Source organism: Streptosporangium sandarakinum (genome assembly GCF_050942225.1).
GTDB classification, from domain to species: Bacteria; Actinomycetota; Actinomycetes; order Streptosporangiales; family Streptosporangiaceae; genus Streptosporangium; species Streptosporangium nondiastaticum.
In genome coordinates this window covers 5,056,555-5,082,008 of sequence record NZ_CP192034.1, presented here as the reverse complement: position 1 = coordinate 5,082,008, position 25,454 = coordinate 5,056,555, and the positions used below count along the sequence as shown (strand labels likewise).

Genomic DNA, 25,454 nt, shown 5'->3' with positions numbered 1-25,454 from the left:
GGAGGATTCCCGATGTGAACATCCCCCCTGCCCGGGTCCTCCGCGGGGTGGACCGCGACCGCCTCCTGCTGCTGGCCAGGCTCTCGATCGGCCTGACGTACCTGTGCTTCCCGATCCTGGAGATCACCACCGGAGAGGTGACCGGCGCGAGCGCCGCGTGGGGCGCGCTCGGGCTGGTCGCCTTCGTGGCCTGCTACGTCGCCGCCGTGCTGGCCGTGCGGGCCTTCGGCGATCCCGGCCGGGCGACCTACCGGCTGCTGGGCGCCGCCACGGTCCTGGCCGTCGTGCTGGCGGCGGCCTTCGGCGGCGGCTGGCTGGCCCTGCCGATCTTCATGGCCGTGGTGCACGGCGTCCTGCTGCCACCGCGCGCGTCGATGGCCGGGATCGCCGCGATGGGCGCCACCGTCCTGCTGATCGGCCTGCTCAGGGACCACGACCCCGGCATGACCCTCCTGCTGCTGCTGCAGGCCGTCACCCTCGGCGTGCTGTTCCGGGGCATGCGCTCCACCCGGCTGCTGGTGACCCAGCTGCGCCGGGCGCAGGAGGAGGTGGCCCGGCTGGCGGCGAGCGAGGAGCGGCTGCGCATCGCCCGCGACCTGCACGACCTGCTCGGTCACAGCCTGTCGCTCATCGTGCTGAAGAGCGAGCTGGCCGGGCGGCTGGCGGAGGAGGGCTCGGAGCGGGCGCTGCCGGAGATCCACGATGTCGAGGCGGTGGCCAGGAAGGCGCTGGTCGAGGTGCGCGAGGCCGTCGCCGGCTACCGCAGGCGCGGCCTGCCGGAGGAGCTGGACGGCGCCCGCGCGGCCCTGGAGGCCGCCGGGACGCACGTGACGGTCCGCCTGGCGGGCACGCCGCTGCCCGAGGCGCTGGACGGCCTGCTCGGCTGGGCGGTGCGGGAGGGCGTCACCAACGTCATACGGCACGCCCGGGCGAGCCGGTGCGAGATCGGTGTGATCTCCGGCGGCGACGTCACCGTGCTGGAGATCGCCGACGACGGGCGCGGGGCGGAGCCGTACGAGCCGGGCAGCGGGCTGCGCGGCCTGGCCGAGCGGGTGGAGGCGGCCGGCGGCGTGGTCAGCGCCGGGCCGCGGAAGGACGGGTTCGTCCTGCGGGTCACGGTCCCCGCGGCGGCGGGGGAGGCGCGGACGTGATCAGGGTGCTGCTGGCGGAGGACCAGGCGATGGTCCGGGGCGCACTGGTGTCCCTGCTCGGGCTGGAGCCCGACATCGAGGTCGTGGGGGAGGCCGCCTCCGGCCCGGAGGCGGTCGCCGTGGCGCGCGAGGTCCGCCCGGACGTCGCGCTGCTCGACATCGAGATGCCCGGCGGCGACGGCATCACGGCCGCGGCGATGATCCGCGAGGAGGTGCCGGACTGCAAGATCGTGATCCTGACGACCTTCGGCCGCCCCGGCTACCTGCGCCGGGCGATGGAGGCCGGGGCGGTGGCCTTCCTGGTCAAGGACCGCCCGGCGAGCGAGCTCGCCGCCGCCGTACGGCGGGTGCGACGCGGTGAGCGGGTCATCGACCCGGACCTGGCCGCGGCGGCGCTGAGCGCCGGGCCGAACCCGCTGTCGCCCCGCGAGTGCGACGTCCTGGCCGCCGCCGCGGACGGCTCCACCGTCGGCGACATCGCCGGGCGCCTGCACCTGTCGGAGGGCACGGTCCGCAACTACCTGTCCTCGGCCATCCACAAGACCCACGCCCGCAACCGCATCGAGGCGGTTCGGCGCGCCCGGTCGCAGGGCTGGCTCTGACTCCGTGACGGGCCGGCCCCGATCCCGGATCAGGACCCCCGCGCCGCCGCCCCCGGACGTCGAGCCTCAGGCCGACAGCAGCGCGGTCTCCTCCTCCTCGATCCGCCGGTTCCACTCCTTCTTGGTGGCCCGCCAGGACTCGTCGTCGCGGCCCGCGCGCCAGTAGCCGGAGATGGACAGCCGCGACAGCGGCAGGCCGCGCTCGGCCCGCAGGTGGCGGCGCAGGTCCCGGACGAACCCCGCCTCGCCGTGCACGAAGACGTGCGGCTCGCCCTCGGGGAAGTCCAGGGCCCGCACGGCGGCGACCAGCGCCTCGCCGACCGGCGCGTCACCGCGGTGCAGCCACACGATCTCCGCGTCCGCCGGGTGGTTCAGCGGCTGCTCCTCCTCCGGCCCGGCCACCTCCAGGAACACGTGGGCGCGGGCCGTGGCGGGCAGGCGCTCCAGCGCGGCGGCGATGGCCGGCAGGGCGCTCTCGTCGCCCGCCATCAGGTGCCAGCCGGCCTCGGGGTCGGGCGCGTAGGCCCCGCCGGGGCCGAGGAAGTGGATCTCGTCACCGGGCCGCACCCGGGCCGCCCAGGGGCCGGCCAGGCCGCTGTCGCCGTGGTGGACGAAGTCGAGCGTCAGCTCGCGCGCCACGGGGTCCCACGCCCGGACCGTGTAGGTCCGCGTGGTGGGCCACTGCTCGCGGGGCAGGTCGCGCTGGACGGCCGCCAGGTCGAACGGCTCGGGGTAGGCCACCCCGGCCGGGGGGAACAGCAGCTTCACGTAGTGGTCGGTGAACTCGCCCGCCTCGAACCCGGCCAGGCCGTCGCCGCCGAGCACCACCCGGATCATGTGCGGGGTGAGCCGCTCCACCCGCACCACCTCGCCGCGGGTCGCCCTGCGCACCGGTCTGCCCTCTGCCATGATCACTCCGGTATGAAAATTAGGTTCACCTAATTCGTATCATACGAGTATTTGTCGGACTTGATCCTCCAGGGGCATCCCGCGCCCCATGCCTCCGGGGTGTTTTCCGGTGCGGTCGTAGCCGTACGAAGTCTTGATTTCTGAATCTACAACGTAAAGGACCGGGCCTTTCGCGGATCCAGCCAGGGCGGCGAGGGTGGGTGACAGCGCGACGGGGGCCGGGACGGCGGGCGGGAGACGAGGCCGGGGCGGGGAGAGGGTCAGCGAGCGCCGGACGCGACGTGGCGGATGAGGTCCGAGACGCGGACGATCCCGATGCAGCGGCCCATCTCGTCGGTGACCACCAGGTCGTCGTAGACGCGCGCCGGGTCGTGCCCGGCGGTCCGCATGGCGGCGATGGCCGGGGTGGACCTGGGGACCACGCGAGCCGGGGCGGCCAGGCGCGCGGCGGGCCTGCGGGCGTGCAGCGCGTGCCCGAAGCGGCTGGCGATGGCCAGCAGGAAGCGTCCCCGGTCGAGGCTCGCCCGGGGACGCTGGTACTCGTCCACCAGTACCACGCTGGTGATCGACGGCTCCCCGCCGAACGCCGCCACCGCCTCCTCGGCGGTCGCCTCGCAGGGCAGCGTCACCGCCGGAAGCAGGAAGTCCTGGACACGAGGGCCGAGCGGGGCCGCCGCAGGCTCCCGCTCGACGACGGGCAGCGGCACGTGTACCCGACCGGACGGCCCGGGGACCAGAAGCGGCCCCTGCGCCAGCCGTACCCCCCAGGAGCGCACCGCGGCCAGCTGGGCCTCCCCGGCCACGGCAGGGGCGAGCATGTGGACGCCGAGCCCGCGCGCGAGGGCCGAGAGGGACTCCGCGAGCGCCGCGCGCCGCCGGTCCCGCGGCACCTCGGCCATCAGCGCGGGTGAGAGCGCCGCCAGGTACGGCGCGGCGTCGGCGAGCAGGTCCAGCGGGACGTGACCGGCGCCGAGGTCGCCGATCGCCGTCAGGTAGCCGACGGCGCGCAGCCCCGTCAGCCCGGTGAGAAGGGTCCGGCGCTCGATCCGGGCGAAGTCGCCCCGCACCAGCAGGATCACCTCCGGAGGGCGCCGCCCGCGGACGCGCAGGGCCTCGTGCAGCGGCGCCAGCGCGGCCGAGCCGCCGATCACCACCGCCGACGGCAGGGGCAGCAGCAGCGGCATGCGGGTCTCGGCCCCGGTGACGTGCGGGATCGCCTGCAGTACCGAGGAGAGGTTCTCGCCCCGGACCGCGGGCTGGAGGGCGATGACGCCCCCGGTGTCGAGGTCGACGACGGGGGCGGGGTTCGCGGCGGCGGGTCCGGGGGCCGGCGAGAAAGGGGACGTTCTACTCGGCACGTTCCGAGGATGAGGCCTCCGCGGTGTGCTCCTGAACCGGGTGCGGGGATGTTCACCGAGTTTTCTCCCGGGGTTGCGCCGACCGGCCGGACGACGTGGCGGAAACGTCACCGCGGCGGGCCGGACGCCGCCGGGGACGTGCCGGCCGGGTGCGCCCGCGGTGGAGACGTCACCCGCCCGGCCGGGTCCCGAGTGGAGACGGGGCCGGTATGGTCGGCTTCCATGACGTCACGACCGGCCGGAGGCGGGGCCCGCTGGGTGTCGGTGGGACCGGAGCGGCTCGGCCGCTGGATCGACGGCTTCGCGGCCCGGCACGGCCTCCTGGAGACGACGGCCGGCGACGAGGTCGTGCGGCTGGCGGCCGCGGACGGCGCGGTGGCCGAGTGTCACGTGCCGTTCCCGCCGCTGACGTCCTCCGGTGGCGGCCCGCTGGCGCGGCTGATCACCCACGCGCGCGCCGAGCGCCGGGTCGGCGTGCTGCTGGTACGGCTCGGCGGCCACGCGGCCGGGGTCTTCCAGGGGGAGACGCTCCTCGCGTCCAAGGTGGGCTCGCGGCTCGTGCACGGGCGCAGCGCGGCGGGCGGCTGGTCCCAGCAGCGGTTCGCCCGGCGCAGGGAAAAGCAGGTGAGCGAGGCCCACGCGGCGGCGGCCGAGGTCGCGCTGCGCGTCCTTTCGCCGCGTCTGGCCGAGCTGGAGGCGGTGGTCCTGGGCGGCGACCGGCGCGCGGTGGACGCGCTGCGGGCCGACCGCAGGCTGGAGGCGGTCTTCGCGCTGGAGGCCGGGCCCTTCCTGACGGTCCCCGACCCCCGGCTGGCCGTGCTGCGGACCGCCCCGGGCCTGTTCCGCGCGGTCCGGATCCGGCTGGTCGACCCGACCTGACCGGTCGTGCCCCGCCGCGCCCGTCCTGGGCGGCCGGTCGGCGCGACCTGGGAAGAGCCGTCGCACGCGCGCCGTACACTGATCGGTATGCGCACTTCCGATTGACGCCGCCCCACGAGGCGAGACGGCCGGGCCGGGAGCCTGAGGAGCACACGACGGCGGGTTCGGCGGTACTTCGGCAGTTCGGCAGTACGGCGAGCCGTTCCATCCCATTCTGGAGTGTTTTCTCAACATGATCGTGGCTTCTGACATCGAGCTGCGTGCCGGGGCCCGGCTGCTCATCGAGGGCGCGTCGTTCCGGGTCAACCCGGGCGACAAGATCGGGCTCGTCGGCCGCAACGGCGCGGGCAAGACCACCCTGACCAAGGTGCTGGCCGGAGAGGCGCTGCCCGCGGCGGGCACGGTGACCACCACCGGCGCGGTCGGCTACCTCCCGCAGGACCCCCGCACCGGCGACCTGGACGTGCTGGCCCGCGACCGCATCCTGTCGGCCCGCGGGCTGGACGAGGTGCTGCGCGAGCTGCGCGCCGCCGAGGCGGGCATGTCCTCGGCGGACGAGCGGACCCGCGACCGGGCGGTGCGGGCCTACGGGCGGCTGGAGGACCGGCTGCACGTCCTGGGGGGATACGCCGCCGAGTCGGAGGCGGCCTCGATCGCCTCCAGCCTCGGGCTGCCCGACCGGGTGCTCGGGCAACCGCTCTCCACCCTGTCGGGAGGCCAGCGCAGGCGGGTGGAGCTGGCGCGGATCCTGTTCAGCGGGGCGGAGACTCTCCTGCTTGACGAGCCGACAAACCACCTCGATGCCGACTCAATCGGGTGGCTTCGTGATTTTTTACGATCCCATCAGGGCGGCTTGATCATTATCAGCCACGACGTCGGGCTTCTTGAAGCGACGGTAAACCGGGTCCTGTACCTCGACGCCAACCGCGCGGTGGTCGACACCTACAACGTCGGCTGGAAGGCCTACCTGACCCAGCGGGAGACCGACGAGAAGCGCAGGAGGCGCGAGCGCGCCAACGCGGAGAAGCAGGCCGCGGCCCTGCTGTCGCAGGCCGACCGGATGCGCGCCAAGGCCACCAAGGCCAAGGCGGCCCAGGACATGCAGCGCCGCGCCGAGCGGCTGCTGTCGGGCCTGGAGGCCGAGCGGCAGGGCGACAAGGTCGCCCGGCTGCGCTTCCCGCAGCCCGCTCCGTGCGGGCGCACGCCGATCACCGCCGAGGACCTGTCGAAGTCCTACGGCTCGCTGGAGGTCTTCACCGGTGTCGACGCCGCGGTCGACCGGGGCAGCAGGGTCGTCATCCTCGGCCTGAACGGCGCCGGCAAGACCACCCTGCTGCGCATCCTGGGCGGCCTGGAGCAGCCCGACACCGGCGCCGTCAGGCCCGGCCACGGCCTCAAGCTGGGCTACTACGCCCAGGAACACGAGACCATCGACCCCGACCGGACCGTGCTGGAGAACATGCGCTCGGCCAGCGAGCTGGCCGACGTCGAGCTGCGCAAGGTCCTCGGATCGTTCCTGTTCACCGGGGACGACGTGGACAAACCGGCCGGGGTGCTGTCCGGTGGGGAGAAGACCCGGCTGGCCCTGGCCACCCTGGTGCTGTCCGCGGCCAACGTGCTGCTGCTCGACGAGCCCACCAACAACCTCGATCCCGCCAGCCGCGAGCAGGTCCTCACTGCACTAAAGTCCTATTCTGGGGCGATTGTTCTCGTCACGCACGATGAGGGCGCAGTAGAGGCACTACGACCCGATAGGGTGATCTTGCTACCTGACGGAGTCGAAGATGCTTGGAGTGATGAATTTTCCGATCTTGTGGCACTTGCCTGATCTTAATTTGAGCGGGTACGGATCTTTTCCCATGGAGTAGGTAGCCGATCGCGCTGAAATGACTGATCATGGCGTGAGTAACGCTGCGGAAGTCTGGCACTACAGGAGGTACTCGTGGCCGAGACTCTCAAGAAAGGCACCCGGGTCACCGGGGCCGACCGTGAAAAACTGGCCGCCGACCTGAAGAAGCGCTACAGCGCGGGTGAGAGCATCCGCGCCCTGGCTGCTTCGACCGGCCGGTCGTACGGCTTCATCCACCGCATCCTGAGCGAGTCCGGTGTGACTCTGCGAGGGCGCGGCGGCGCCACCCGGGGTAAGTCGAAGCGCTGACACCGCCTCGGAACGCGCGACCGCAGCCGCTCGTCCCCCACGCTGAGACGTCCCGCTCGGGCCTGTAGAACCTCGTTCTGGAGAGTCGATAGGCTCGGGCGAGACGGAAGACGGCAGCGGGGAGAGCGAGCCATGACGGAAGCGGTGTTCACGGGAAGCGCGGAAGGGGCCTCCCCGGAGGAGGCCGGTCTGCGCTACGAGGTGGACGGCGAGATCGCGACGATCACGCTGGACCGGCCGGACAAGCGGAACGCTCAGACGTTCGCGACCTGGTCGGCGCTGGCCCGGATCGGTGACAGCCTGCCGCAGCAGGTGAGGGTCGTCGTGGTCAGGGGTGAGGGGCCGTCCTTCTCGGCAGGGATCGACCTGCGGATGTTCACCCCGGAAGGGGTGCCGGGCCAGGGGTCGTTCGCGTCCTCCGCGACGCTCGGCGACTCGGCCTTCGAGCAGCGGATAGCCCAGGCGCAACGGGGGTTCCTGTGGCTGCGCCGCCCCGACATCGTCTCGATCGCGGCCGTCCAGGGGCACGCGATCGGCGCCGGCTTCCAGCTCGCCCTCGCCTGTGACCTGCGCGTCCTCGCCGACGACGCCAAGCTGTGCATGAAGGAGCCCGCCCTCGGGCTGGTGCCCGACCTGACCGGCACCAAGCCGCTGGTCGACATCGTCGGCCTGCCCAGGGCCCTGGAGATCTGCCTCACCGCCCGCATCGTGGGAGCCGAGGAGGCCGCCCGGCTGGGCCTGGCCGAGCTCGTGGTCGCTCCGGACGACCTGGCCGGCGCCGTACGCGACCTGGCCGCCGCGCTGCTGGCGGTGAACCGTGACGCCGCGACGGCGACAAAGCGCCTGCTCCAGGGCGCCGCGGGCCGCACGCTGGAGGAGCAGACCGCCGCCGAGCGGCACGAGCAGGTCGCCCGGGTCAAGGCGCTGTTCGCCGGAAGCTGACGGCGGAATGGAAAGATCCCGGCCGGTGCTCCTTCCGATGGAGGAGGCCACATGGCGATGATGGGCGGGGGTTTCGGCCCCCAGGCGATGCGCTCGCTGCGGCGCGACAGCTCGGTGACCAAGGAGCGTCTGGCGCCGGGCACGGTCAGGCGCATAGCGCGCTACGCGCGGCCGTTCGCCCGGCAGATAACGGCGTTCCTGGTACTGGTCGTGGCGGGCTCGGTCATCGTGATCGCCAACCCGCTGCTGATGAAGGCGATCATCGACGACGGCATCGCCCAGAAGCGGCCCGGCGTGGTGCTCGCCCTCTCCGGGGTCATCGCGGTCCTGGCGCTCGCCGACGCGGGGCTCACCCTCGTCCAGCGCTGGTTCTCCGCCCGGGTCGGCGAGGGCCTGATCTACAACCTGCGCACCGAGGTCTTCGACCACGTGCAGCGGATGCCGGTGGCGTTCTTCATGCGCACCCAGACCGGCGCCCTGGTCTCCCGGCTGAACACCGACGTGATCGGCGCCCAGCGGGCGCTGACCAGCACCCTGTCGTCGGTGGTGTCCAACGTGGTCATGCTCGTGCTGGTGCTCGGCGCGATGCTCGCGCTGTCGTGGCAGATCACCCTGGTCGCCCTGGTGCTGCTGCCGGTCTTCCTCTTCCCGGCCCGCTGGGTGGGCCGGAAGATGTCCGGCCTGACCCGCGAGCAGATGCAGCTCGACGCCGAGATGAGCTCCCTGATGACCGAGCGGTTCAACGTCGCCGGCGCCATGGTCGCCAAGCTGTACGGCCGCCCCGACGAGGAGGCCGCCGACTTCGGCAGCCGGGCCGGGCGGGTGCGCGACGTCGGCGTCACCGTCGCCATGTACGGCACGGTCTTCCGCGTCGCGCTCGGCCTGGTCGCGGCCCTGGCCACCGCGCTGGTCTACGGAGGGGGCGGCCTGCTGGCCATCGACGGCGCCTTCGAGCTCGGCACCCTGGTGGCGCTCGCCGCCCTGCTGATGCGCCTGTACGGCCCGCTGACGAGCCTGTCCAACGTGCACGTGGACGTGATGACCGCGCTGGTCAGCTTCGACCGGGTCTTCGAGGTGCTCGACCTGAAGCCCATGGTCGCCGAGCGGCCCGACGCCCGGTCCGTTCCGGACGGGCCCGCCGCGGTCGAGTTCGACGGCGTCCGGTTCACCTACCCCGCGGCCTCCGAGGTGTCGCTGGCCTCGCTGGAGTCGGTGGCCCGCCCCGACCCCGGGCCCGGCCACGAGGTGCTGCGGGACATCTCCTTCACCGCCCGGCCGGGCCAGATGATCGCGCTGGTCGGCCCCTCCGGCGCCGGCAAGACCACCATCACCAGCCTGGTCTCGCGGCTGTACGACGTGAACGAGGGGGCCGTGCGCATCAACGGCCTGGACGTGCGCGACGCCACCTTCGAGTCCCTGCGCGACACCGTGGGCGTGGTGATGCAGGACGCCCACCTCTTCCACGACACCATCGGGGCCAACCTCGCCTACGCCAGGCCCGGGGCCACCGAGGAGGAGATCTGGGAGGCCCTGCGCGCCGCGCAGATCGCCGATCTGGTCGAGGCGCTGCCCGAGGGCCTGGAGACCGTGGTGGGCGACCGGGGCTACCGCCTGTCCGGCGGCGAGAAGCAGCGCCTGGCCCTGGCCCGGCTGCTGCTCAAGGCGCCCCGGGTGGTCGTCCTCGACGAGGCCACCGCCCACCTCGACTCCGAGTCCGAGGCCGCGGTCCAGCGGGCCCTGAAGACCGCGCTGGACGGCCGGACCTCCCTGGTCATCGCGCACCGGCTGTCCACCGTCCGCGAGGCCGACCAGATCCTGGTGATCGCCGACGGCCGGGTGGTGGAGCGGGGCCGCCACGAGGAGCTGCTGGCCGGCGGCGCCGTCTACGCCGAGCTCTACCGCACCCAGTTCAGCGGCGAGTGACCTCTCCGCGCGGCCCGGATACGGCGGACCGCGCGACGGTCACCGACAGGACGCGGACCGGGTGCGGGATCACCGGTAGCCCAGGCGGGCGAGCTCGGTGCGGGCCACCTTCTCCACCAGGGCGGCGTCCTCGCCGTGCAGCCTGCTCCGCCAGACGCCGGTCTTCGGGGCGCGCCCGCCGTACAGGGCGACCTTGGACACCCGCGCCTGGAGGAAGGCCGACAGCTCCTCAGCGGCCCGGGCGGGGGAGGAGGCCAGCTCCTCGTAGCGCAGGGTCAGCAGTTGCCCGCGCGGCAGGTCGCGGTGGAGCGCGGCCGACAGCCGGACCGCGCTGCGCCAGCGCAACGCGCACTTGCCCGCCGTGGGCATCGCCTTCCAGCGGTCGCGGTGCTCGGCGGCGTTGACGCCGAGGAACGGGTTGGGGAACTCGGCCTCCTCGCTCAGCATGGCGGGCTTGAACCACGCCAGCGCCGCCGGGTCGGCCAGCATGTCGGCCACCACGTCCCTGCCGTCCCTGATCAGCTGGACGAACCGGGCGTCGGGGAACGCCTGTAGCAGCACCTGGGCGCTGTAGATCAGGTCGGGGCTGGCGTCGCCGAACCGCGCCACCGCGCCCGGCGCCGCGCACGGCCCGGCGCCGGTCACGCCACCCGCCTCCCGGCAGGCGGCCGGGCACTCACCGCAGGCGCCGGGGACGATCTGCCAGGACTCGGCCAGGGCGTCGCGCAGCACCCGGGTGGCTCCCATGCCCCGGCCCGCGATGGAGGGGCGCCGGGCGAAGGCGTACACCACGTGGGCGACCGGGGCGCGGCCGATCGTGACGTGGAAGCCGGGGGAGCGTTTCAGGGCGCGGGCCAGCAGGTCCGAGCCGGAGTGCGGGGCGGCGAGCACGAACACCGGCTGGCGGACCTTGATGCCGTTGACCACGAGGATGTGGGGCGGAGGTCGCATATGTGTGCCCAGTGTGGCACCGTTTCCAGCGTGAACGAACCGGCCCTGCCCACACCAGCATCTGCGGACGGCGCGGCCGTCCGGCCCGCCGTCGTCCCGCCCCGGCTGCGTCCCGGAGACACGGTCGCGGTGGTCTGCCCCTGCGGCCCGCCCGACCCGGCGCAGCTGCGGCGCGGCGCCGGCGTGCTGGAGGAGCTGGGGCTGAAGGTCGTCATGGGCGAGCACGCCCTCGACCGTGACCGCTACCTCGCCGGCTCCGACGCAGACCGGGCCGCCGACCTGCAGCGGGCCTGGTGCGACCCGGCGGTCGCCGCGGTGTTCTGCGGCCGGGGCGGCTACGGCGCCTCGCGGATCCTGCACCTGATCGACTGGGAGGCCATGCGGGCCGCGGGGCCCAAGACCCTCGTCGGCTCCAGCGACGTCACCGCGCTGCACCAGGCGTTCGCCGTCGAGCTCGGGCTGGCCTCCCTGTTCGGCCCGATGCCGGCCTGCGACGTGCTCAGCGGCCCCGCCGGCTCCGAGCCCCGCACCCTGGAGCACCTCGCCGCCGCGCTGTTCGGCGAACCCGGGCCGATCACCGGCGACCGGGTCGTCGTCCCGGGGCGGGCCGTCGCACCGGTGACGGGCGGTAACCTCAGTCTGCTGGCCGCCCTGTGTGGCACGCCGCATCGGATGCGGGCCCGGGGCCGGATCGTCCTGCTGGAGGACATCGCCGAGGAGCCCTACCGCATCGACCGGATGCTCACCCAGCTCCTGCGTTCGGGCTCGCTGGACGGTGCGGCCGGGTTCGCCCTGGGTTCCTGGGTGGGCTGCGGCGACCCCTACCCGACGCTCGTCGAGCGGCTCGCGCCGCTCGGGGTGCCGGTGATCGCCGGGCTTCCGGTGGGCCACGGGACACCACAGTTCAGTGTGCAGTTGGGGGCACTTGGTGCTATTGATGCAGAATCGTGCTCTCTGACGGGCTCACTCACCGATCCCGGGAAGGCACCCTGGGTGCGGACCTAGCGAACGGGAGAGGGGAAAAGTGCGTGAGGCTGTTCCGGCGGCACCGTGATCGACGGGCCGTGACCTCGGTGAACCCGGCGGCTCAGGCCGCTCCGGCCCGCCCGGTCGAGGAGGTCGACCTCGACTCCCTGCTCGCCCTCGTCGCCGACACCCTCGGCTACGACTGTTCCTTCGAGCCCGGCGGCGCCACGCTGACCCTGTCCGGCCCCCGCACGATCGAGGTCCGGCTGACGGGCCTGCGCGCCGAGGCGCGCCGCCGGTCGCGGGAGGACTGGCCGGTGCTGGTCTCCGGGCACCTCTCCCACGCGCTGGCCACGGCGGACGAGCCGTTCGACGCCTGCGACCTGGCCCAGGCCGGCCCGCTGCTGGGCACCCGCGTCCGCTTCGACGACGGCCTGGACGACGGCCTCGTGGTCGGCCGGCACCTGGCCGCGGACCTGGTGGAGGTGCTGACCGTCGGGCACGGCGCGGCCGAGCGGCCGGTCCGCCCGGAGGAGGCCGGCTGCTGGCCGGTCACCGCCGCCCAGGCCCTGGAGCTGGCCGCGGGCAACGCCGGCGGCGGGCGATCCTCGGTCACCGAGGCCGACCTCGGCGGCGTCACGGTCCTGAGCCTGGACGGCGCGGGCGCCGCCGCCTGCCTGCGCCGCCTGGACGAGCACCTGCCCCTCCCGGCCGACGGCGCGCTGGTCGCGCTGACCGGTCCGGCCACCGTGGTCGTCCACCCGGTCGAGGGCATCGGCGTGGTCCGCGCGATCGAGCGGCTGAGGCTGTTCGCCCAGCGGGAGTTCGAGCGGCGCGACGACGCCCTCAGCCCGCACGTCTACTGGTGGCACGACGGCGGGCTCGCCCTGGTACGGGCCGACCTGATCGCCCAGGACGGGCAGGTCCGCCTGGTGGTGGCCCCGCCGCCGGAGTTCGCCCGCGTCATCGCCGCCCTGGCCGTCCGGCCCGACGCCGAGACCCCCGAGCGCTGACCCGGGGCGGTACGGCGGGCCCGCCGTACCGCGCGTCCCGCGCCCGACGGGAAGGCTCCGCGCCGGGCGGGAAGGCTCCGCGCCGGGCGGGAAGGCTCCGCGCCGGGCGGGAAGGCTCCGCGCCGGGCGCCTCACCGCGTCCCGCGCGCAGGCGGCGGGAGGAGGCGGGCCGTACCGGTCAGTCGTCCCCGGCGAGCGCGCGGGCGGCGTGGATCAGCGGCACGTGGCTGAACGCCTGCGGGAAGTTCCCCACCAGGCGGCCGTGGCGGGGATCGTACTCCTCGGCGAGCAGGCCCACGTCGTTGCGCAGCGACAGCAGGCGCTCGAACAGCTCCACGGCCTCCTCCCTGCGGCCGATCATCGCCAACGCCTCGGCCAGCCAGAAGCTGCACGCCAGGAACGCGCCCTCGCCGCCGGGCAGGCCGTCGAGGTTGCCGTCCTCCGACACCGGGTAGCGCCGCACGAAGCCGTCGGCCATCAGCTCCCGCTGGATCGCCTCCACCGTGCCGACCACCCGCGGGTCGTCCGGCGGCAGGAACCCGACCATCGGGATCATCAGCAGCGCGGCGTCCAGCTCCCGCGAGCCGTACGACTGGGTGAAGGTGTTGCGGGCCGTGTCGAACGCCTTGTCGCAGACCTCGGCGTGGATCTGCTCGCGCAGCGTCTGCCACCGCTCCACCGGCCCCGGCCGGCCGAAGTCCTCCACCTGCCTGATGGCCCGGTCGAGCGCGACCCAGCACATCACCTTGGAGTGGGTGAAGTGACGGCGCGGGCCGCGGACCTCCCACAACCCCTCGTCGGGCTCGTCCCAGTGGGCCTCCACGTAGTCCATCAGCTCCAGCTGGATGGTCCAGGCCCGGTCGTCGGGCTCCATGCCCGAGGCGCGCGACAGGTGCAGGGAGTTCATCACCTCCCCGTAGACGTCGAGCTGGAGCTGGGTGACCGCGCCGTTGCCGATCCGGACCGGGCGGGAGTCCTCGTAGCCCGGCAGCCAGTCGAGCTCCAGCTCGGTCAGTCGCCGCTCCCCGGAGACGCTGTACATGATCTGCAGGTCCTGGGCGCGGCCGGCGATGGCCCGCAGCAGCCAGGCGCGCCAGGAGCGGGCCTCGCCGAGGTAGCCGGCGCCGATGAGCGCGTCCAGCGTCATGGTGGCGTCACGCAGCCAGCAGAAGCGGTAGTCCCAGTTGCGGACCCCGCCGATGTCCTCGGGCAGCGAGGTGGTGGGGGCGGCGACGATGCCGCCGGTGGGCTCGTAGGTGAGCGCCTTGAGCGTGATCAGGGAGCGGACCACGGCCTCGCGCCAGGGACCCTGGTAGGTGCACTGCTCCACCCACTCCTCCCACAGCCCCACCGTCTCGGTGAGCTGCTCGAACGGGTCGATCTCCACGGGCCTGGGCTGGTGGGAGGGATGCCAGGTGAACACGAACGGCACCCGCTCGCCCGCCGAGACGGTGAACCTCGCCCGGTGGGCGTAGTCGCCGCCGTGCAGCGGTACGGGGGAGTGCAGCCAGATCGAGTCGGGGCCGCCGACGGCGTGCAGCAGCCCGTCGGTGCGGCGCACCCAGGGCACGATGCGGCCGTAGTCGAAGCGGACGCGGATCTCGGTGGACATCTCCACGGTCCCCGACACGCCCTCCACGATCCTGACCAGGTCGGGGTTGGCGTGCCGGGCGGGCATGAAGTCGATCACCCGGACCGTGCCGGTGGGGGTGTCCCACTCGCTCTCCAGGATCAGCGTCTCGCCCCGGTAGCGCCGCCGGGTGGCGGGCGGCCGCTCGTGACCGGAGGGGCCCACCCACCACTGCCCGTTGTACTTGTCGCCGAGCAGCGCCGCGAAGCACGCCGGGGAGTCGAAACGTGGCAGGCAGAGCCAGTCGATGGAGCCGTCCCGCCCGATCAGGGCGGCCGACTGCATGTCGCCGATGAGCGCGTAGTCCTCGATCCGCATGGCACCGACGCTACCCCGGCGGCGGCGGATCAGCCCTGCCCCGGCCGATGCTCCGGTCTCGGCCCGGTCCCGGCCCGGCGCCCGTCCAGGTCCCGGTCCGGCGCCTGCCCCGGTCCCGGTCACGGCCCGGCGACGCCTGGCGGCGCCTGGCCGCGCCCGGCCGTGCTCAGCCGCGCGGCCGCATGCGCGGCATGAAGAACTGGGTCAGGGGCCCGATGGCCAGGGCGAACACCACGGTGCCGACGCCCACGACGCCGCCGAGCAGCCAGCCCACGGCCAGCACCGTGATCTCGATGAGGGTACGGGCCGTACGGATGCTCAGGCCCAGCCGGTTCAGGCCGGTCATCAGCCCGTCTCGCGGGCCGGGGCCGAGCCCGGCCCCGATGTACAGGCCGGTCGCCGCGGCGGTGACCACGACCCCGGCCAGCAGGCAGGCCCAGCGCACGGCCAGCGGGCCGGGCTCCGGGACCAGCCACATGACCGCGTCGGCGAACACGCCGACGAGGATGACGTTGCTGATGGTGCCGATCCCGGGCCTCTGCCGCAGCGGGATCCACAGCAGCATGACCAGGGCGCCCACGATGATGATCCACATGCCGACCGAGAGGCCCAGGTGGACGGCCAGGCCCTGGTGGAAGACGTCCCAGGGGCTTCCGCCGAGGCGCGATTCGATCTGCAGGGCGATGCCGGTGCCGTACAGCGCGAGGCCCGCGTACAGGCGCAGGAGACGGTTCGGCAGGGAGCCCAGGGATGGAAGGGATGCTTCGCTCATAATGGCCTTGATTCTTCAAGGCCATTGATGCTTGGCAAAAGGGCCAATCATCGGAAAATGGCCTTATAGTGGCGTAGGTGAACCGGTATCTGAGCGGCCCGCAACTGGCTCGCCTGGTGGCGATCGACCCCGGCGCCCGGCCGTACTACCGGGTGCTGGCCGAGACGGTGCGGTCGCTGATCCTCGACGGCCGGCTGCCCGTGCGGGTCCGCCTCCCCGCCGAGCGCCACCTCGCCCAGGAGCTGGGCGTCAGCCGCACCACCGTGACCGCGGCCTACGACCGCCTGCGCGAGCAGGGCTACCTGGAGAGCAGGCAGGGCGCGGGAAGCTGGACGGCGCTGCCGCGGCCCTCCGAGATGGGCGCCGACAACCCCTGGATCGCCTCCGGGGACGACGGCCTGCTGCCGCTGCACGCCGCCGCGCCGCCGGCCACCCCGCTGCTGCCCGAGGCCGTCGCGGCGGCCACCGAGCGCTACCTGTGCCGCACGCTCGGCACGGGCTACGAGCCCCCCGGGATCACCCCGCTGCGCGAGGCGATCGCGGCCCGCTACACCCACCGGGGCCTGGCCACCCGCCCCGAGCAGATCCTCGTCACCACCGGCGCCCAGCAGGCGATCCACCTGGTGATGACGATGCTGCTGACGCCGGGCGACCCGGTGCTGCTGGAGTCGCCGACCTACCCGCACGCGATCGACGCCGCCAGGACGCGCGGCGCGCGGATCGTCCCGGTCGGCGTCCCCGACGGCGGCTGGCACCTCGACCTGCTCACCTCCGCGCTGCGCCAGTCGGCGGCCCGCCTGGCCTACGTGATCCCCGACTTCCAGAACCCGACCGGCCACCTGATGGACGACGCCGTCCGGGCCGGCCTGGTCGGCGAGGCCAGGCGGCACGGCACCACCCTCATCGTGGACGAGACCTGGAGCGAGCTGGCCCTCGACGAGGTGCCCCGCACCGCTCCGCTGGGCGCCTTCGACACCGACGGGCGGGTGATCAGCGTCGGATCGGCGTCCAAGCTGTGGTGGGGCGGCCTGCGCATCGGGTGGGTCCGCGCGACCGCCGCCATGGTGCGCCGCCTGGCCGTGCTGCGCGCCGCCGTGGACATCGCCAGCCCGGCGTTCGAGCAGCTCGTGGTGACCGAGCTGTTCTCCCGGATCGAGGAGGCCAGGGCCGACCGCCGCCGGACCCTCGGCGCCTCCCGCGCGGCCCTGGTCGCCGCGCTGGCCGAGCACCTGCCCGACCTGACCTTCACCGTGCCCGCCGGCGGCGGCGCGCTGTGGGCGCGGCTGCCCGGCCCGTCGGCCGTCTCGCTCGCCGACGCGGCGGCCTGCCACGGCGTGCGGCTCGCCCCGGGCCCCTGGTTCGGGATGGACGGCGCGCTGGAGGGCCGACTGCGCCTGCCGTTCACCCAGCCGCCGCCGGTCATCGCCGAGGCGGTGGCGCGCATCGCCGAGGCCAGGGTCAGGGGCCCGTACGGCGCCCGCCCCGCCGAGCCGCTCACCCCGGTCCTCTGAGCCGCCCCGCCGCCGGGTGAGCGGGCCGTCGCCGGCTGTGCGGGCCGTCGCCGGCTGTGCGGTCCGGACGCCGTGCGGGCCGTCCGGACGCCGCGAGGGCGGGCCGGGGCCGCGGTCGAGGGGTCAGGGGCCCTGGTCGGAGGCCACGCCCCGGGCCAGCGGCGCGCGCAGCCGCAGCCGCATGGCGGCGATGCGCAGCCCGAAGGCCAGCACCGCCGAGGCCAGCGTGGCCGGCCAGCCGTGCAGGTCGAGGGTGTAGAGCGCGGCCATGACCGCCGAGCCGAGCATGGCCGGCACCGCGTACAGCTGGCGGTCGTACAGCAGGAGGGGGATCTGCCCGGCCAGGACGTCGCGCAGGATGCCGCCGCCGACCGCGGTGGTGACGCCGAGCAGGGCGCCGTGCAGCGGGCTGAGGCCGTAGTTCATCGCCTTCTCGGTGCCGACCGCGCAGAACAGGCCCAGCCCCGCCGCGTCGAGCACGTCCACCGCGGGCATCACCCGCTCCACATGGGGATGCCAGAAGAACACGATCGCAGCGGCCACGGCCGGCACGACCACGTAGCCGGTGCTGGAGAAGGCCGCGGGCCGCACGTTGAGGATCAGGTCACGCAGGATCCCGCCGCCCAGCGCGGTCATCTCCGCCAGCACGGTCATGCCCACCACGTCCAGCCGGCGGCGGACACCGACCAGCGCCCCGGTGAGCGCGAAGACGAAGATTCCGATGAGATCGAGGGCGTGGCTCACCGTCTAATCATCCCATGACCGGATATATGTGATCGCCGTTTCAGGCAGGAGGCGACCCGGCCGCCGCCTCCTCCTGGTGATGCTCCCGCATCAGCCGGTTGAGCCGGGGGACGAACGCGAACATCAGCGCGCCTGCGGCGAGCGCGATCAGCGCCAGCGTCAGGAAGTACATGGGCTCCGACACGTAGTCGCGCAGCCGCGCGGTCTGCCCGCCCACCGCGTCGCCCACCGCGATGGCGATGAACCACACCCCCAGCATCTGGCCCTTGAACGCCGCGGGGGCGAGCCTGGTGGTGATCGACAGCCCGACCGGGCTCAGCGCCAGCTCGCCGAAGACCTGCACGAGGTAGACCAGCACCAGCCACCACACCGAGATCCTGCCCTGCTCGGCCAGCTTGGCGGCCAGCGCCATGACCACGAAGCTCAGCCCGTTCATGAACAGGGCGAAGGCGAACTTGTGCGGGGCCGTCACCCGGTTGCCCAGCTTGACCCAGAGCGCCGCGAAGACGGGGACGAGGATCGCGATGAACAGCGGGTTGAACGCCTGGGTGGTCGCCGCGGTGATCCCGAAGCCGAACAGCGACAGGTCGGTGCGGTCCTGGGCGAAGAACAGCAGCACGGTCGGGGCGAGGTCGTAGAGCATCCAGAAGACCGCCGCGGCGGCGAACAGCCAGATGTAGGCCTTCATCCCCGAACGCTCGTCCTCGGTCAGGTTGTGGCTGCCGAGCAGGATGTAGGCGAAGTAGCCCACCGGCACGGCGACGATGAGCAGGGTCACCACCAGCGAGAACGCACCCAGGCTGAACGTTCCGGAGGCCGCCCAGAGCGCCAGCGCGCCGGCCACCGCGACGGCGGCGCCCGCGGCCGCGGTGGCGAAGCGCCGCCGCTCGCGCGGGGTCAGCCGGTGGCCGGGCGCGTCGCCCGCGCCCCGCAGGTGGCGGCGACCCGCCGCGTACTGCCACAGCCCCAGCGCCATGCCGACCGCCGCCGCGCTGAAGCCCAGGTGCCAGCGGTCGCCGGAGGCGAGCCAGCCCACGACGAGCGGCGCGGCGAAGGCGCCGATGTTGATGCCGAGGTAGAAGATCGAGAAGCCGGCGTCCCGGCGCGCGTCCTCGTCCTCCGGGTACAGCTTGCCGACCATCGCGGAGATGTTCGGCTTCAGCAGCCCCGTGCCGGTGATGATGAGCAGCAGGCCCAGGGCGACGAAGGCGCCTCCGTTCACCGGGATCGCCATGCTGATGTGGCCGCACATGATGATGAAGCCGCCCCACAGCACCGCCCGCCGGGCCCCCAGGATCCGGTCGGCGATCCAGCCCCCCGGCAGCGCCACGAGATAGATCAGCGCGCCGTAGACGCCGACGAGCGCCGTGGCGGTCTGCTGCGAGAGCCCCAGGCCCGACGCGGCGGGGGAGGCGGCCATGAAGGTGGCCAGGATGGCGCGCAGGCCGTACCAGCTGAAGCGTTCCCACATCTCGGTGCCGAACAGCGTGGCCAGGCCACGTGGATGTCCGAAGAAGGTCTTCTCCTCGGTGCGGGTCTCCGCGGACATGTGTGAGCCCCCCGGCCTCGTCGCGTGATGACACTCCACCCTACGTAGCGGAACGGGGTGTCCTGTCCCGGCCGTGAGCATCCCGTTCGGGGGTGTTCGTGCAGGTCATGGGCGTTTCCGACCCGGTGGGCGCATCGGCGGGCACCACCCGTCCCGGACCGGCCCGCTCCTCGACTTTGGGCCTTGTCCCAGGTCCGCGGCGTGTGGTGCGATGCATCCCAACCGGGCGGGCGAACACGTTGCGAACACGGTGCGGAGGCGTCATGGCGGGTGTCCTCGAAGAGCGCGCGGAGATCGAGCGGGAGATCGGCGGCCGTACGGTCTGCGACCTGCTGCGGGAGGCGGCCGAGCACCATCCCGGCGCCCCCGCCTACTCCGACCCCGACGGCGACGGCTGGGTCACCCTCACCTACGCCGACGCCCGCCGCCGCGTCCTGGAGATCGCCGCCGGCCTCGCCGCCCTGGGGCTGCGGCCCGGCGAGGCGGTCGCGTTGATGATGGTCAACCGCAGCGAGCACGTCCTGGCCGACCTGGGCACGGTGCACGCCGGGGGCGTCTCCTGCTCGGTCTACGCGACCTTCACCCCCGAGCAGGTGGCCTTCGTCGCGGGTGACATCGGCGCACGGATCGCGGTGCTGGGCGGGCCTGAGGAACTGGCCACGTGGGAGCCGGTGCTCGACCGCCTCCCCGCCCTGGAGAAGGTCATCGTGCTGGAGGGGGCCCCGGCCGGCGACCGGTTCCTCGCCTGGGACGACTTCCTGGCCCTGGGCCGCGAGCGGCTCGCCGCCGACCCCGCCGCCGTCGAGGCCCGCTGGCGGGCCGCCCGGCCCGGCGACGTCCTGACCGTGCTCTACACCTCCGGCACCACCGGAAACCCCAAGGGCGTGCCGCTGACCCACGCCAACGTGCTGTTCGAGGTGGTGGCCACCACCCGGATGGCCGACCTGCCGCAGCGCGGCACGCAGATCTCCTACCTCACCTACGCGCACATCGCCGAGCGGGTCCTCAGCCTCTACCTGCCGCTGCTGAAGATCTCCCACACCCACTTCTGCACCGACATGGCCCGCCTCGGCGCGGTCCTCGGCCAGGTGAGGCCGGTGCTGTTCTTCGGCGTGCCGCGCGTGTGGGAGAAGATGATGGCCCGCCTGCAGGCGCTGCTGGTCTCCCAGCCGGAGGAGCAGCAGCGGGCCGTGCGCGAGGCCATGGCCGCCGGGCTCGCCCACATGGAGGCCGGGCAGTACGGCGGCACGCCCTCGCCCGAGGTGCGGGCCGCCTACGAGCGCGCCGACGCCGGGTTGCTGTCGATGATCCGCTCCATGATCGGCCTCGGCGACGCCGCCTGGCTGGGCAGCGCCGCCGCGCCGATGCCGCTGGAGGTCCAGCGCTTCTTCGCCGGCCTCGGCCTGTGCGTGCTGGACGTGTACGGCATGACCGAGACGACGGGCGCCTTCACCGCCAACGCCCCGGACCGCTACAAACTCGGCACGGTCGGCCAGGCCGGGCCGGGCGTGGAGGTCCGCATCGCCGAGGACGGGGAGATCCTCACCCGCAGCCCCGCCAACACCCGCGGCTACCTGAACCGCCCCGAGGCGACCGCCGAGCTCATCGACGAGGACGGCTGGCTGCACACCGGCGACATCGGCACGATCGACGACGACGGTTTCATCCGCATCGTGGACCGCAAGAAGGAGCTCATCATCACCGCCGGCGGCGAGAACATCTCCCCGGCCAACATCGAGAACCACCTCAAGGAGCACCCGCTGATCGGCCAGGCCCTCGCCTACGGCGACGGCAGGCCGTACCCGGTGGCGATCCTCACCCTCGACGGCGAGGTCGCCGCCGGCTGGGCCCGCAGCCGCGGCATCCCCGCCACCGACCTCGCCGGCCTCGCCGGGCACCCCGAGGTCCTGGCGGAGGTCGGGGCCGCCGTCGCCGCCGCCAACGAGCGGCTGGCCCGCGTCCAGCAGGTCAAGCGCTGGCGGCTGCTGCCGGCCGAGTGGACCGCCGAGACCGAGGAGCTGACCCCCAGCCTCAAGCTCAAGCGCCGGGTCGTGCACGCCAAGTACGCCGGGATCATCGACGAGCTGTACCGCGACTGACGGGCGCGGCACCGCCGGGGCGCGGCGTCCCCCGGCGGGAACGGGCCGGGTCCCCACGGGAGGCCGGGGCCGGTGGCGGGGCGCGGCGCGGCCGGGAGCCGTCGTTTTGCCAACCGGGCGTGTGTCGCCTGCCCGGTCGTTACCGGGCGTTTCCTAACGTCCTGGCCATGGCTATGAGACTCCTTCTGCCGCTCCTGGCGTCGGGGGCCGCCCTGTCCGCCCAGGCGGGGCCCGCCACCGCCGCCGAGGAGCCGGTGATCCGTTCCGTGACCCTGCGCCCCGGCACCCCCGTGGTCGGCCCGGCCGGTTCCCTGCGCCTGGTGATCGACGTGGTCGCCCGCGGGGCCGCCGGGCCGGACGCGGTGGCCGTCCGGGTCGAGCCGGGCACCCCGCCCGCCGGCGGCACGGTGCTCCGGCCCGAGCCCCTGCCGCCCACCGTCCAGCAGTGGGGGACGCCGATCCCGGCCCACGCCGTCTTCTCGCGTCCCGCCGTTCCCCGGGCGCTCGCCGTACGGAGGACCGGCGGCGGGCGCCGGACCCAGGCCGCCCGTGTCGCGGCCGTGCCCGCCGCGCCTGCTGCGCCTGCTGCGCCCGGGGCGCTCACCGCCCTCGCGGTCCCCGGCGCGCCCGGGGCGCCCGCCGAGCCTGCGACGGAGAACGGCGGCGGGTGGGAGACGTGGCGGTTCCTGCCCGACAAGCAGCTCAACCGCTGGTACCCCGCCGGACCCTGGATGGTCATCGCGACCGTCAAGGGCGCCGGCGGCGCCTCGGCCACCGGTTACGCCCGGTTCGAGCTGAAACGCGCCACCCGGTTCAGCTCGATCGAGGCTGTCCGGGAGGGCCGAGAGGGCCGGGACGTGAAGGTCACGGGCGTGCTGAACCGGGTCGATCCGCAGGGCTACCTCGACTACGCCCCGTTCCCCGGCCAGCCCGTCGAGATCCTGCACCGGGAGGAGGGGCGGGAGAGCTGGACGACGGCGGCCTCGGCCACCACCGACCGGCAGGGACGCTTCACCCGCCGAATGCCGGGCGCGGCCCGCGGGGGAGGCGGCGACTGGCGGATCCGGTACGCCGGGACGTCCGGCCACGCCCCCCGGCTGAGCGTCATCCACCCGACCGGCGGCCGGTAGCGGCCGGGCCCCGGAACGGACACGGGCCCCGGCGCCCGCCGTGCTCCACGGCCCGCACAGGCGCCCTCCGGAAGCGGCCACGGACACGGCCGCCGACCGCACCGGGCGCGGCTCCGGCTCCGGCTCCGGCTCAGGCCAGGGCGTGCACGACCGCGCCGAACACGGCGGGCAGCCGCTGCGCCGCCGGGACCACCAGCCGGGGCACCGCCCGGTGCCTGCGGGCCGACACCAGCGCCCCGGTGAGCAGCCGGTGCCGCCGCGACAGCCGCAGCCAGGCGCCCTCGTAGGACTGCGGGGCGCCGGCCCGCAGGCAGCCCACCAGCACCCGCGCCGACGTCAGCGCCAGGGACACCCCTCGCCGGTCAGCGCGTCGACGTACCCGGCCGCGTCGCCGACCAGCAGCACCCGGCCGGCGACGCGGGCGCGGACCCGCTGGCGCAGCGGACCGGCCCCGCGCACCGGGGTCACGGCCCGGCCGCCCAGCCGCTCCAGCAGCGCGGGGAAGTCCGCCAGGTGCTCGGCGTAGCCGCGCCGCCGCGAGCTCAGCACGGCCACCCCGACCAGCTCGTCGCCCACCGGCGTCACGTACGCCTCGCCGTCCGCGGCCCAGTGGACCTCCACGAAGTCGCTCCAGGGGGCGACGCGGTAGTGCCGCCGCAGGCCGTACCGGCGCGGCCCCGGATCGGGCAGGCCGAGTTCCAGCATGGCCCGCACGGGGGAGTGCAGGCCGTCGGCGGCCACCAGCCAGCGGGCGCGCAGCCCGGCGGCCCGGACCCCCTCGCCGTCCTGCCGCACCTCCTCCACCCGGCCGGGGAGGACCTTCACCCCCAGTTCGGCGGCGCGCGCCGACAGCGCGGCGTGCAGCTCCGTGCGCCGCACCCCGAGCCCGGGCCCGTCGCGGAAGGCCGCCTGCGCCCGGTGCCGCCCGTCGAGATAGCTGATGCCGCGCAGCGCCCGGCCCGGCGGCCGCACGCCCAGCGCCCGCAGCGCGGCGACGCCGCTCGGCATCAGCCCCTCGCCGCACGCCTTGTCCACCGGCGCGAGGCGGGGCTCGACCACGACCGCCTCCATGCCCGCCAGCGTCGCGTGGATGGCGGTGGCCAGGCCCGCCGGCCCGCCGCCGGCGACCAGCACGTCGATCACGCCGGGGCCCGCCCGGGCACCGGCGGGGCCGCCACGGCCAGCGCGGCGTCCTCACACCGGATCCGCACCACCATCAGCGCGGCGTTGAGCACGGTGAAGACGGCCGCGGTGACCCAGGCGCCGTGCACCAGCGGCAGCGCCGCGCCCTCGGCGGCCACCGCCACATAGTTGGGGTGGCGCAGCCAGGACAGCCGGTACGGGCCCCGCTCCACCAGCGGCAGGCCCGGCACCACGATCACCTGGGTGTTCCAGCGCGGGCCCAGCGCCGCGATGCACCACCAGCGCAGCGCCTGGGCGGCGGCGACCACGGCCAGCATCGGCCAGCCCAGCGCCGGGACGAACGGGCGGCCGGCCGGCCCGGCCTCCAGCAGGCACCCGGCGAGCAACCCGGTGTGCAGGGCGACCATCCACGGGTAGTGGCCCCGGCCGTACACCACCCCGCCCCGGGCCAGGCTCCAGCGGGCGTTGCGGCGGGCGACCACCAGTTCGGCGAGCCGCTCGGCCCCGACGAGCAGCACGAGCAGCAGGTACCACGTCGAGAGATGCCAGGTCATCGGCCCCTACCAGCGCAACAGGACGAGTTCCGAGCAGAATCCGGGGCCCATCGCGATGAGCAGCCCCGGGGTGCCCGGCGGCGGCCGCAGGGCGATGGTGTCGCGCAGCACGTGCAGCACCGAGGAGGACGACAGGTTGCCCACCTCGGCCAGCGAACGCCAGGTGACGTCCAGCGCGCCGACGGGCAGGTCCAGCGACTCGGAGACGGCCTCCAGCACCTTCGGGCCCCCGGGATGGCACACCCACGCCGTCACGTCGGAGGCGGTGAGGCCGTGGTCGGACAGGAAGCCGTGCACGTCGTCGGCGAGGTAGGCGCGCACCACGTCGGGCACGCCCGGGTCGAGCAGCACCTTGAAGCCGCCGTCGCGGACGTCCCAGCCCATCACGTGCCCGGAGTCGGGGTACAGGTGGCTGCGGGTCGCCACCACCCGCGGACCCGCCCCGCCGTCCGCCGCGCGGCCGTTGAGGGGACCGCCGCCCACCGCCGCGGACGTCCCCGCACCGGCGCCCGCCGCGGGCGCCACCGCGCCGCTCCCGTCGTCCCGCTCGTCGCCGCAGGCCACCACCGCCGCCGCGCCGTCGCCGAACAGCGCGCCGGCGACCATGTTGGCCGGGGAGACGTCGTCGCGCTGCAGGGTCAGCGAGCACAACTCCACCGACAGCAGCACGGCCACGTGGTCGGGCCAGCCGCGCAGGTAGTCGTGCACCCGGGAGATCCCGGCGGCCCCCGCCACGCAGCCGAGCCCGAACACGGGCACCCGCTTGACGTCGGGGCGCAGCCCCAGGCGGCCGACCAGCCGGGCGTCCACCGAGGGGGCGGCGACGCCGGTCACCGAGGTGAACATGATCATGTCGACGTCGCGGGGTTCGAGGCCCGCCGCGTCCAGCGCCGCGCCGACCGCCTCGGCGCCCAGGTCCACGGCGGTCTCGACGAACACGTCGTTGGCCGCGCCGAACCCGTCGAGCTTGGCGTACCCGTCGAGAGGGAGGGCCAGGTGCCGCGAACGGACCCGGGCGCTCGCGTGCAGGCGGTCCAGCAGCCGCCTGCCGGTGCCTTCGAGCCCGCACATCCGCGCGACGGCGTCGGTGATCTCGGCCTGGGAGTAGCGGTTCGGTGGCAGCGCGCCGCGTACCGCGGCGATTCGCGTCAT

Annotated in this window: 23 protein-coding genes; 12 read left to right on the top strand and 11 right to left on the bottom strand. The window is 74.3% G+C overall.

Annotation, left to right across the window (positions count from 1 at the left end):
- Positions 1–14: 14 nt before the first annotated feature.
- Both ACQP10_RS23790 and ACQP10_RS23785 read left to right on the top strand, forming a co-directional pair.
- A complete protein-coding gene (locus ACQP10_RS23790; RefSeq protein ID WP_433539734.1) occupies positions 15–1,151 on the top strand; it encodes a sensor histidine kinase in 1,137 nt (378 codons plus the stop codon).
- Positions 1,148–1,753, top strand: coding sequence for a response regulator transcription factor (locus ACQP10_RS23785; protein WP_346022526.1), 606 nt, complete (start codon positions 1,148–1,150; stop codon positions 1,751–1,753). The genes ACQP10_RS23790 and ACQP10_RS23785 overlap by 4 nt, the downstream gene beginning before the upstream one ends.
- Before the next feature lie 66 nt (positions 1,754–1,819).
- Here the strand turns inward: ACQP10_RS23785 and ACQP10_RS23780 are convergent, their stop codons facing one another.
- Entirely contained in the window at positions 1,820–2,662 is an 843-nt protein-coding gene (locus ACQP10_RS23780; RefSeq protein ID WP_179828016.1) for a siderophore-interacting protein, read from the bottom strand.
- Positions 2,663–2,922: 260 nt separating this feature from the next.
- Entirely contained in the window at positions 2,923–4,020 is a 1,098-nt protein-coding gene (locus tag ACQP10_RS23775) for an EAL domain-containing protein (protein WP_346022525.1), read from the bottom strand.
- A gap of 222 nt (positions 4,021–4,242) precedes the next feature.
- On the opposite strand from ACQP10_RS23775, the gene ACQP10_RS23770 reads away from it, so the two are divergent.
- From ACQP10_RS23770 to ACQP10_RS23750, 5 genes are all read left to right on the top strand, one after another.
- Positions 4,243–4,899 carry an acVLRF1 family peptidyl-tRNA hydrolase gene (locus ACQP10_RS23770; protein ID WP_389999392.1) on the top strand — a complete coding sequence of 219 codons (657 nt, stop codon included), beginning with the start codon at positions 4,243–4,245 and terminating at the stop codon, positions 4,897–4,899.
- Positions 4,900–5,131: 232 nt separating this feature from the next.
- Positions 5,132–6,727: an ABC-F family ATP-binding cassette domain-containing protein gene (locus tag ACQP10_RS23765; RefSeq protein WP_179828021.1), complete on the top strand. Its 1,596-nt coding sequence runs from the start codon at positions 5,132–5,134 to the stop codon at positions 6,725–6,727.
- A 114-nt stretch (positions 6,728–6,841) separates the two neighbouring features.
- On the top strand, positions 6,842–7,057 hold the full coding sequence (locus ACQP10_RS23760; protein WP_030507271.1) for a helix-turn-helix domain-containing protein: 216 nt from the start codon (positions 6,842–6,844) through the stop codon (positions 7,055–7,057).
- Between the two features lie 132 nt (positions 7,058–7,189).
- Positions 7,190–7,999 (top strand): enoyl-CoA hydratase/isomerase family protein, encoded by an 810-nt coding sequence (locus ACQP10_RS23755; RefSeq protein WP_346022523.1) that lies wholly within the window; start codon positions 7,190–7,192, stop codon positions 7,997–7,999.
- A 51-nt stretch (positions 8,000–8,050) separates the two neighbouring features.
- Complete coding sequence (locus tag ACQP10_RS23750) at positions 8,051–9,922, top strand: ABC transporter ATP-binding protein (protein WP_389999387.1); 1,872 nt, start codon at positions 8,051–8,053, stop codon at positions 9,920–9,922.
- Between the two features lie 69 nt (positions 9,923–9,991).
- On the opposite strand, the gene ACQP10_RS23745 is transcribed toward ACQP10_RS23750, so the two are convergent.
- A complete protein-coding gene (locus ACQP10_RS23745) occupies positions 9,992–10,873 on the bottom strand; it encodes a sulfotransferase family protein (RefSeq protein ID WP_346022521.1) in 882 nt (293 codons plus the stop codon).
- Between the two features lie 30 nt (positions 10,874–10,903).
- On the opposite strand from ACQP10_RS23745, the gene ACQP10_RS23740 reads away from it, so the two are divergent.
- Positions 10,904–11,878 (top strand): S66 peptidase family protein, encoded by a 975-nt coding sequence (locus ACQP10_RS23740; protein WP_346022520.1) that lies wholly within the window; start codon positions 10,904–10,906, stop codon positions 11,876–11,878.
- Between the two features lie 23 nt (positions 11,879–11,901).
- A complete protein-coding gene (locus ACQP10_RS23735; protein WP_399501330.1) occupies positions 11,902–12,852 on the top strand; it encodes a hypothetical protein in 951 nt (316 codons plus the stop codon).
- Positions 12,853–13,030: 178 nt separating this feature from the next.
- Here ACQP10_RS23735 and ACQP10_RS23730 read toward each other — a convergent pair whose 3' ends face one another.
- Together ACQP10_RS23730 and ACQP10_RS23725 are read right to left on the bottom strand one after the other, a co-directional pair.
- Positions 13,031–14,800, bottom strand: coding sequence for a glycoside hydrolase family 15 protein (locus ACQP10_RS23730; protein WP_433539733.1), 1,770 nt, complete (start codon positions 14,798–14,800; stop codon positions 13,031–13,033).
- Positions 14,801–14,966: 166 nt separating this feature from the next.
- Positions 14,967–15,572: a YczE/YyaS/YitT family protein gene (locus ACQP10_RS23725; RefSeq protein WP_346022517.1), complete on the bottom strand. Its 606-nt coding sequence runs from the start codon at positions 15,570–15,572 to the stop codon at positions 14,967–14,969.
- 77 nt (positions 15,573–15,649) lie between these two features.
- On the opposite strand from ACQP10_RS23725, the gene ACQP10_RS23720 reads away from it, so the two are divergent.
- A complete protein-coding gene (locus tag ACQP10_RS23720; protein WP_346022516.1) occupies positions 15,650–17,083 on the top strand; it encodes a PLP-dependent aminotransferase family protein in 1,434 nt (477 codons plus the stop codon).
- A 123-nt stretch (positions 17,084–17,206) separates the two neighbouring features.
- Here the strand turns inward: ACQP10_RS23720 and ACQP10_RS23715 are convergent, their stop codons facing one another.
- Together ACQP10_RS23715 and ACQP10_RS23710 are read right to left on the bottom strand one after the other, a co-directional pair.
- Complete coding sequence (locus tag ACQP10_RS23715; protein ID WP_346022515.1) at positions 17,207–17,827, bottom strand: trimeric intracellular cation channel family protein; 621 nt, start codon at positions 17,825–17,827, stop codon at positions 17,207–17,209.
- Between the two features lie 40 nt (positions 17,828–17,867).
- On the bottom strand, positions 17,868–19,376 hold the full coding sequence (locus ACQP10_RS23710) for a peptide MFS transporter (protein WP_433539732.1): 1,509 nt from the start codon (positions 19,374–19,376) through the stop codon (positions 17,868–17,870).
- A 263-nt stretch (positions 19,377–19,639) separates the two neighbouring features.
- Here ACQP10_RS23710 and ACQP10_RS23705 point away from each other — a divergent pair, with 263 nt between their 5' ends.
- Positions 19,640–21,475 carry an AMP-dependent synthetase/ligase gene (locus tag ACQP10_RS23705; protein WP_389999368.1) on the top strand — a complete coding sequence of 612 codons (1,836 nt, stop codon included), beginning with the start codon at positions 19,640–19,642 and terminating at the stop codon, positions 21,473–21,475.
- A gap of 167 nt (positions 21,476–21,642) precedes the next feature.
- On the top strand, positions 21,643–22,605 hold the full coding sequence (locus ACQP10_RS23700) for a hypothetical protein (RefSeq protein ID WP_433539731.1): 963 nt from the start codon (positions 21,643–21,645) through the stop codon (positions 22,603–22,605).
- Between the two features lie 130 nt (positions 22,606–22,735).
- Here the strand turns inward: ACQP10_RS23700 and ACQP10_RS23695 are convergent, their stop codons facing one another.
- Genes ACQP10_RS23695 through ACQP10_RS23680 form a run of 4 tightly spaced genes read right to left on the bottom strand, consistent with a single transcriptional unit; the run spans position 22,736 to position 25,454 of the window.
- On the bottom strand, positions 22,736–22,957 hold the full coding sequence (locus ACQP10_RS23695; protein WP_433539730.1) for a hypothetical protein: 222 nt from the start codon (positions 22,955–22,957) through the stop codon (positions 22,736–22,738).
- Positions 22,942–23,748, bottom strand: coding sequence for an NAD(P)/FAD-dependent oxidoreductase (locus tag ACQP10_RS23690; protein ID WP_433539729.1), 807 nt, complete (start codon positions 23,746–23,748; stop codon positions 22,942–22,944). The genes ACQP10_RS23695 and ACQP10_RS23690 overlap by 16 nt, the downstream gene beginning before the upstream one ends.
- A complete protein-coding gene (locus ACQP10_RS23685; protein ID WP_433539728.1) occupies positions 23,745–24,302 on the bottom strand; it encodes an isoprenylcysteine carboxyl methyltransferase family protein in 558 nt (185 codons plus the stop codon). Before ACQP10_RS23685 ends, ACQP10_RS23690 begins: the two co-directional genes overlap by 4 nt.
- 6 nt (positions 24,303–24,308) lie before the next feature.
- Positions 24,309–25,454, bottom strand: a complete 1,146-nt coding sequence (locus ACQP10_RS23680) for a type III polyketide synthase (protein ID WP_433539727.1) — start codon at positions 25,452–25,454, stop codon at positions 24,309–24,311.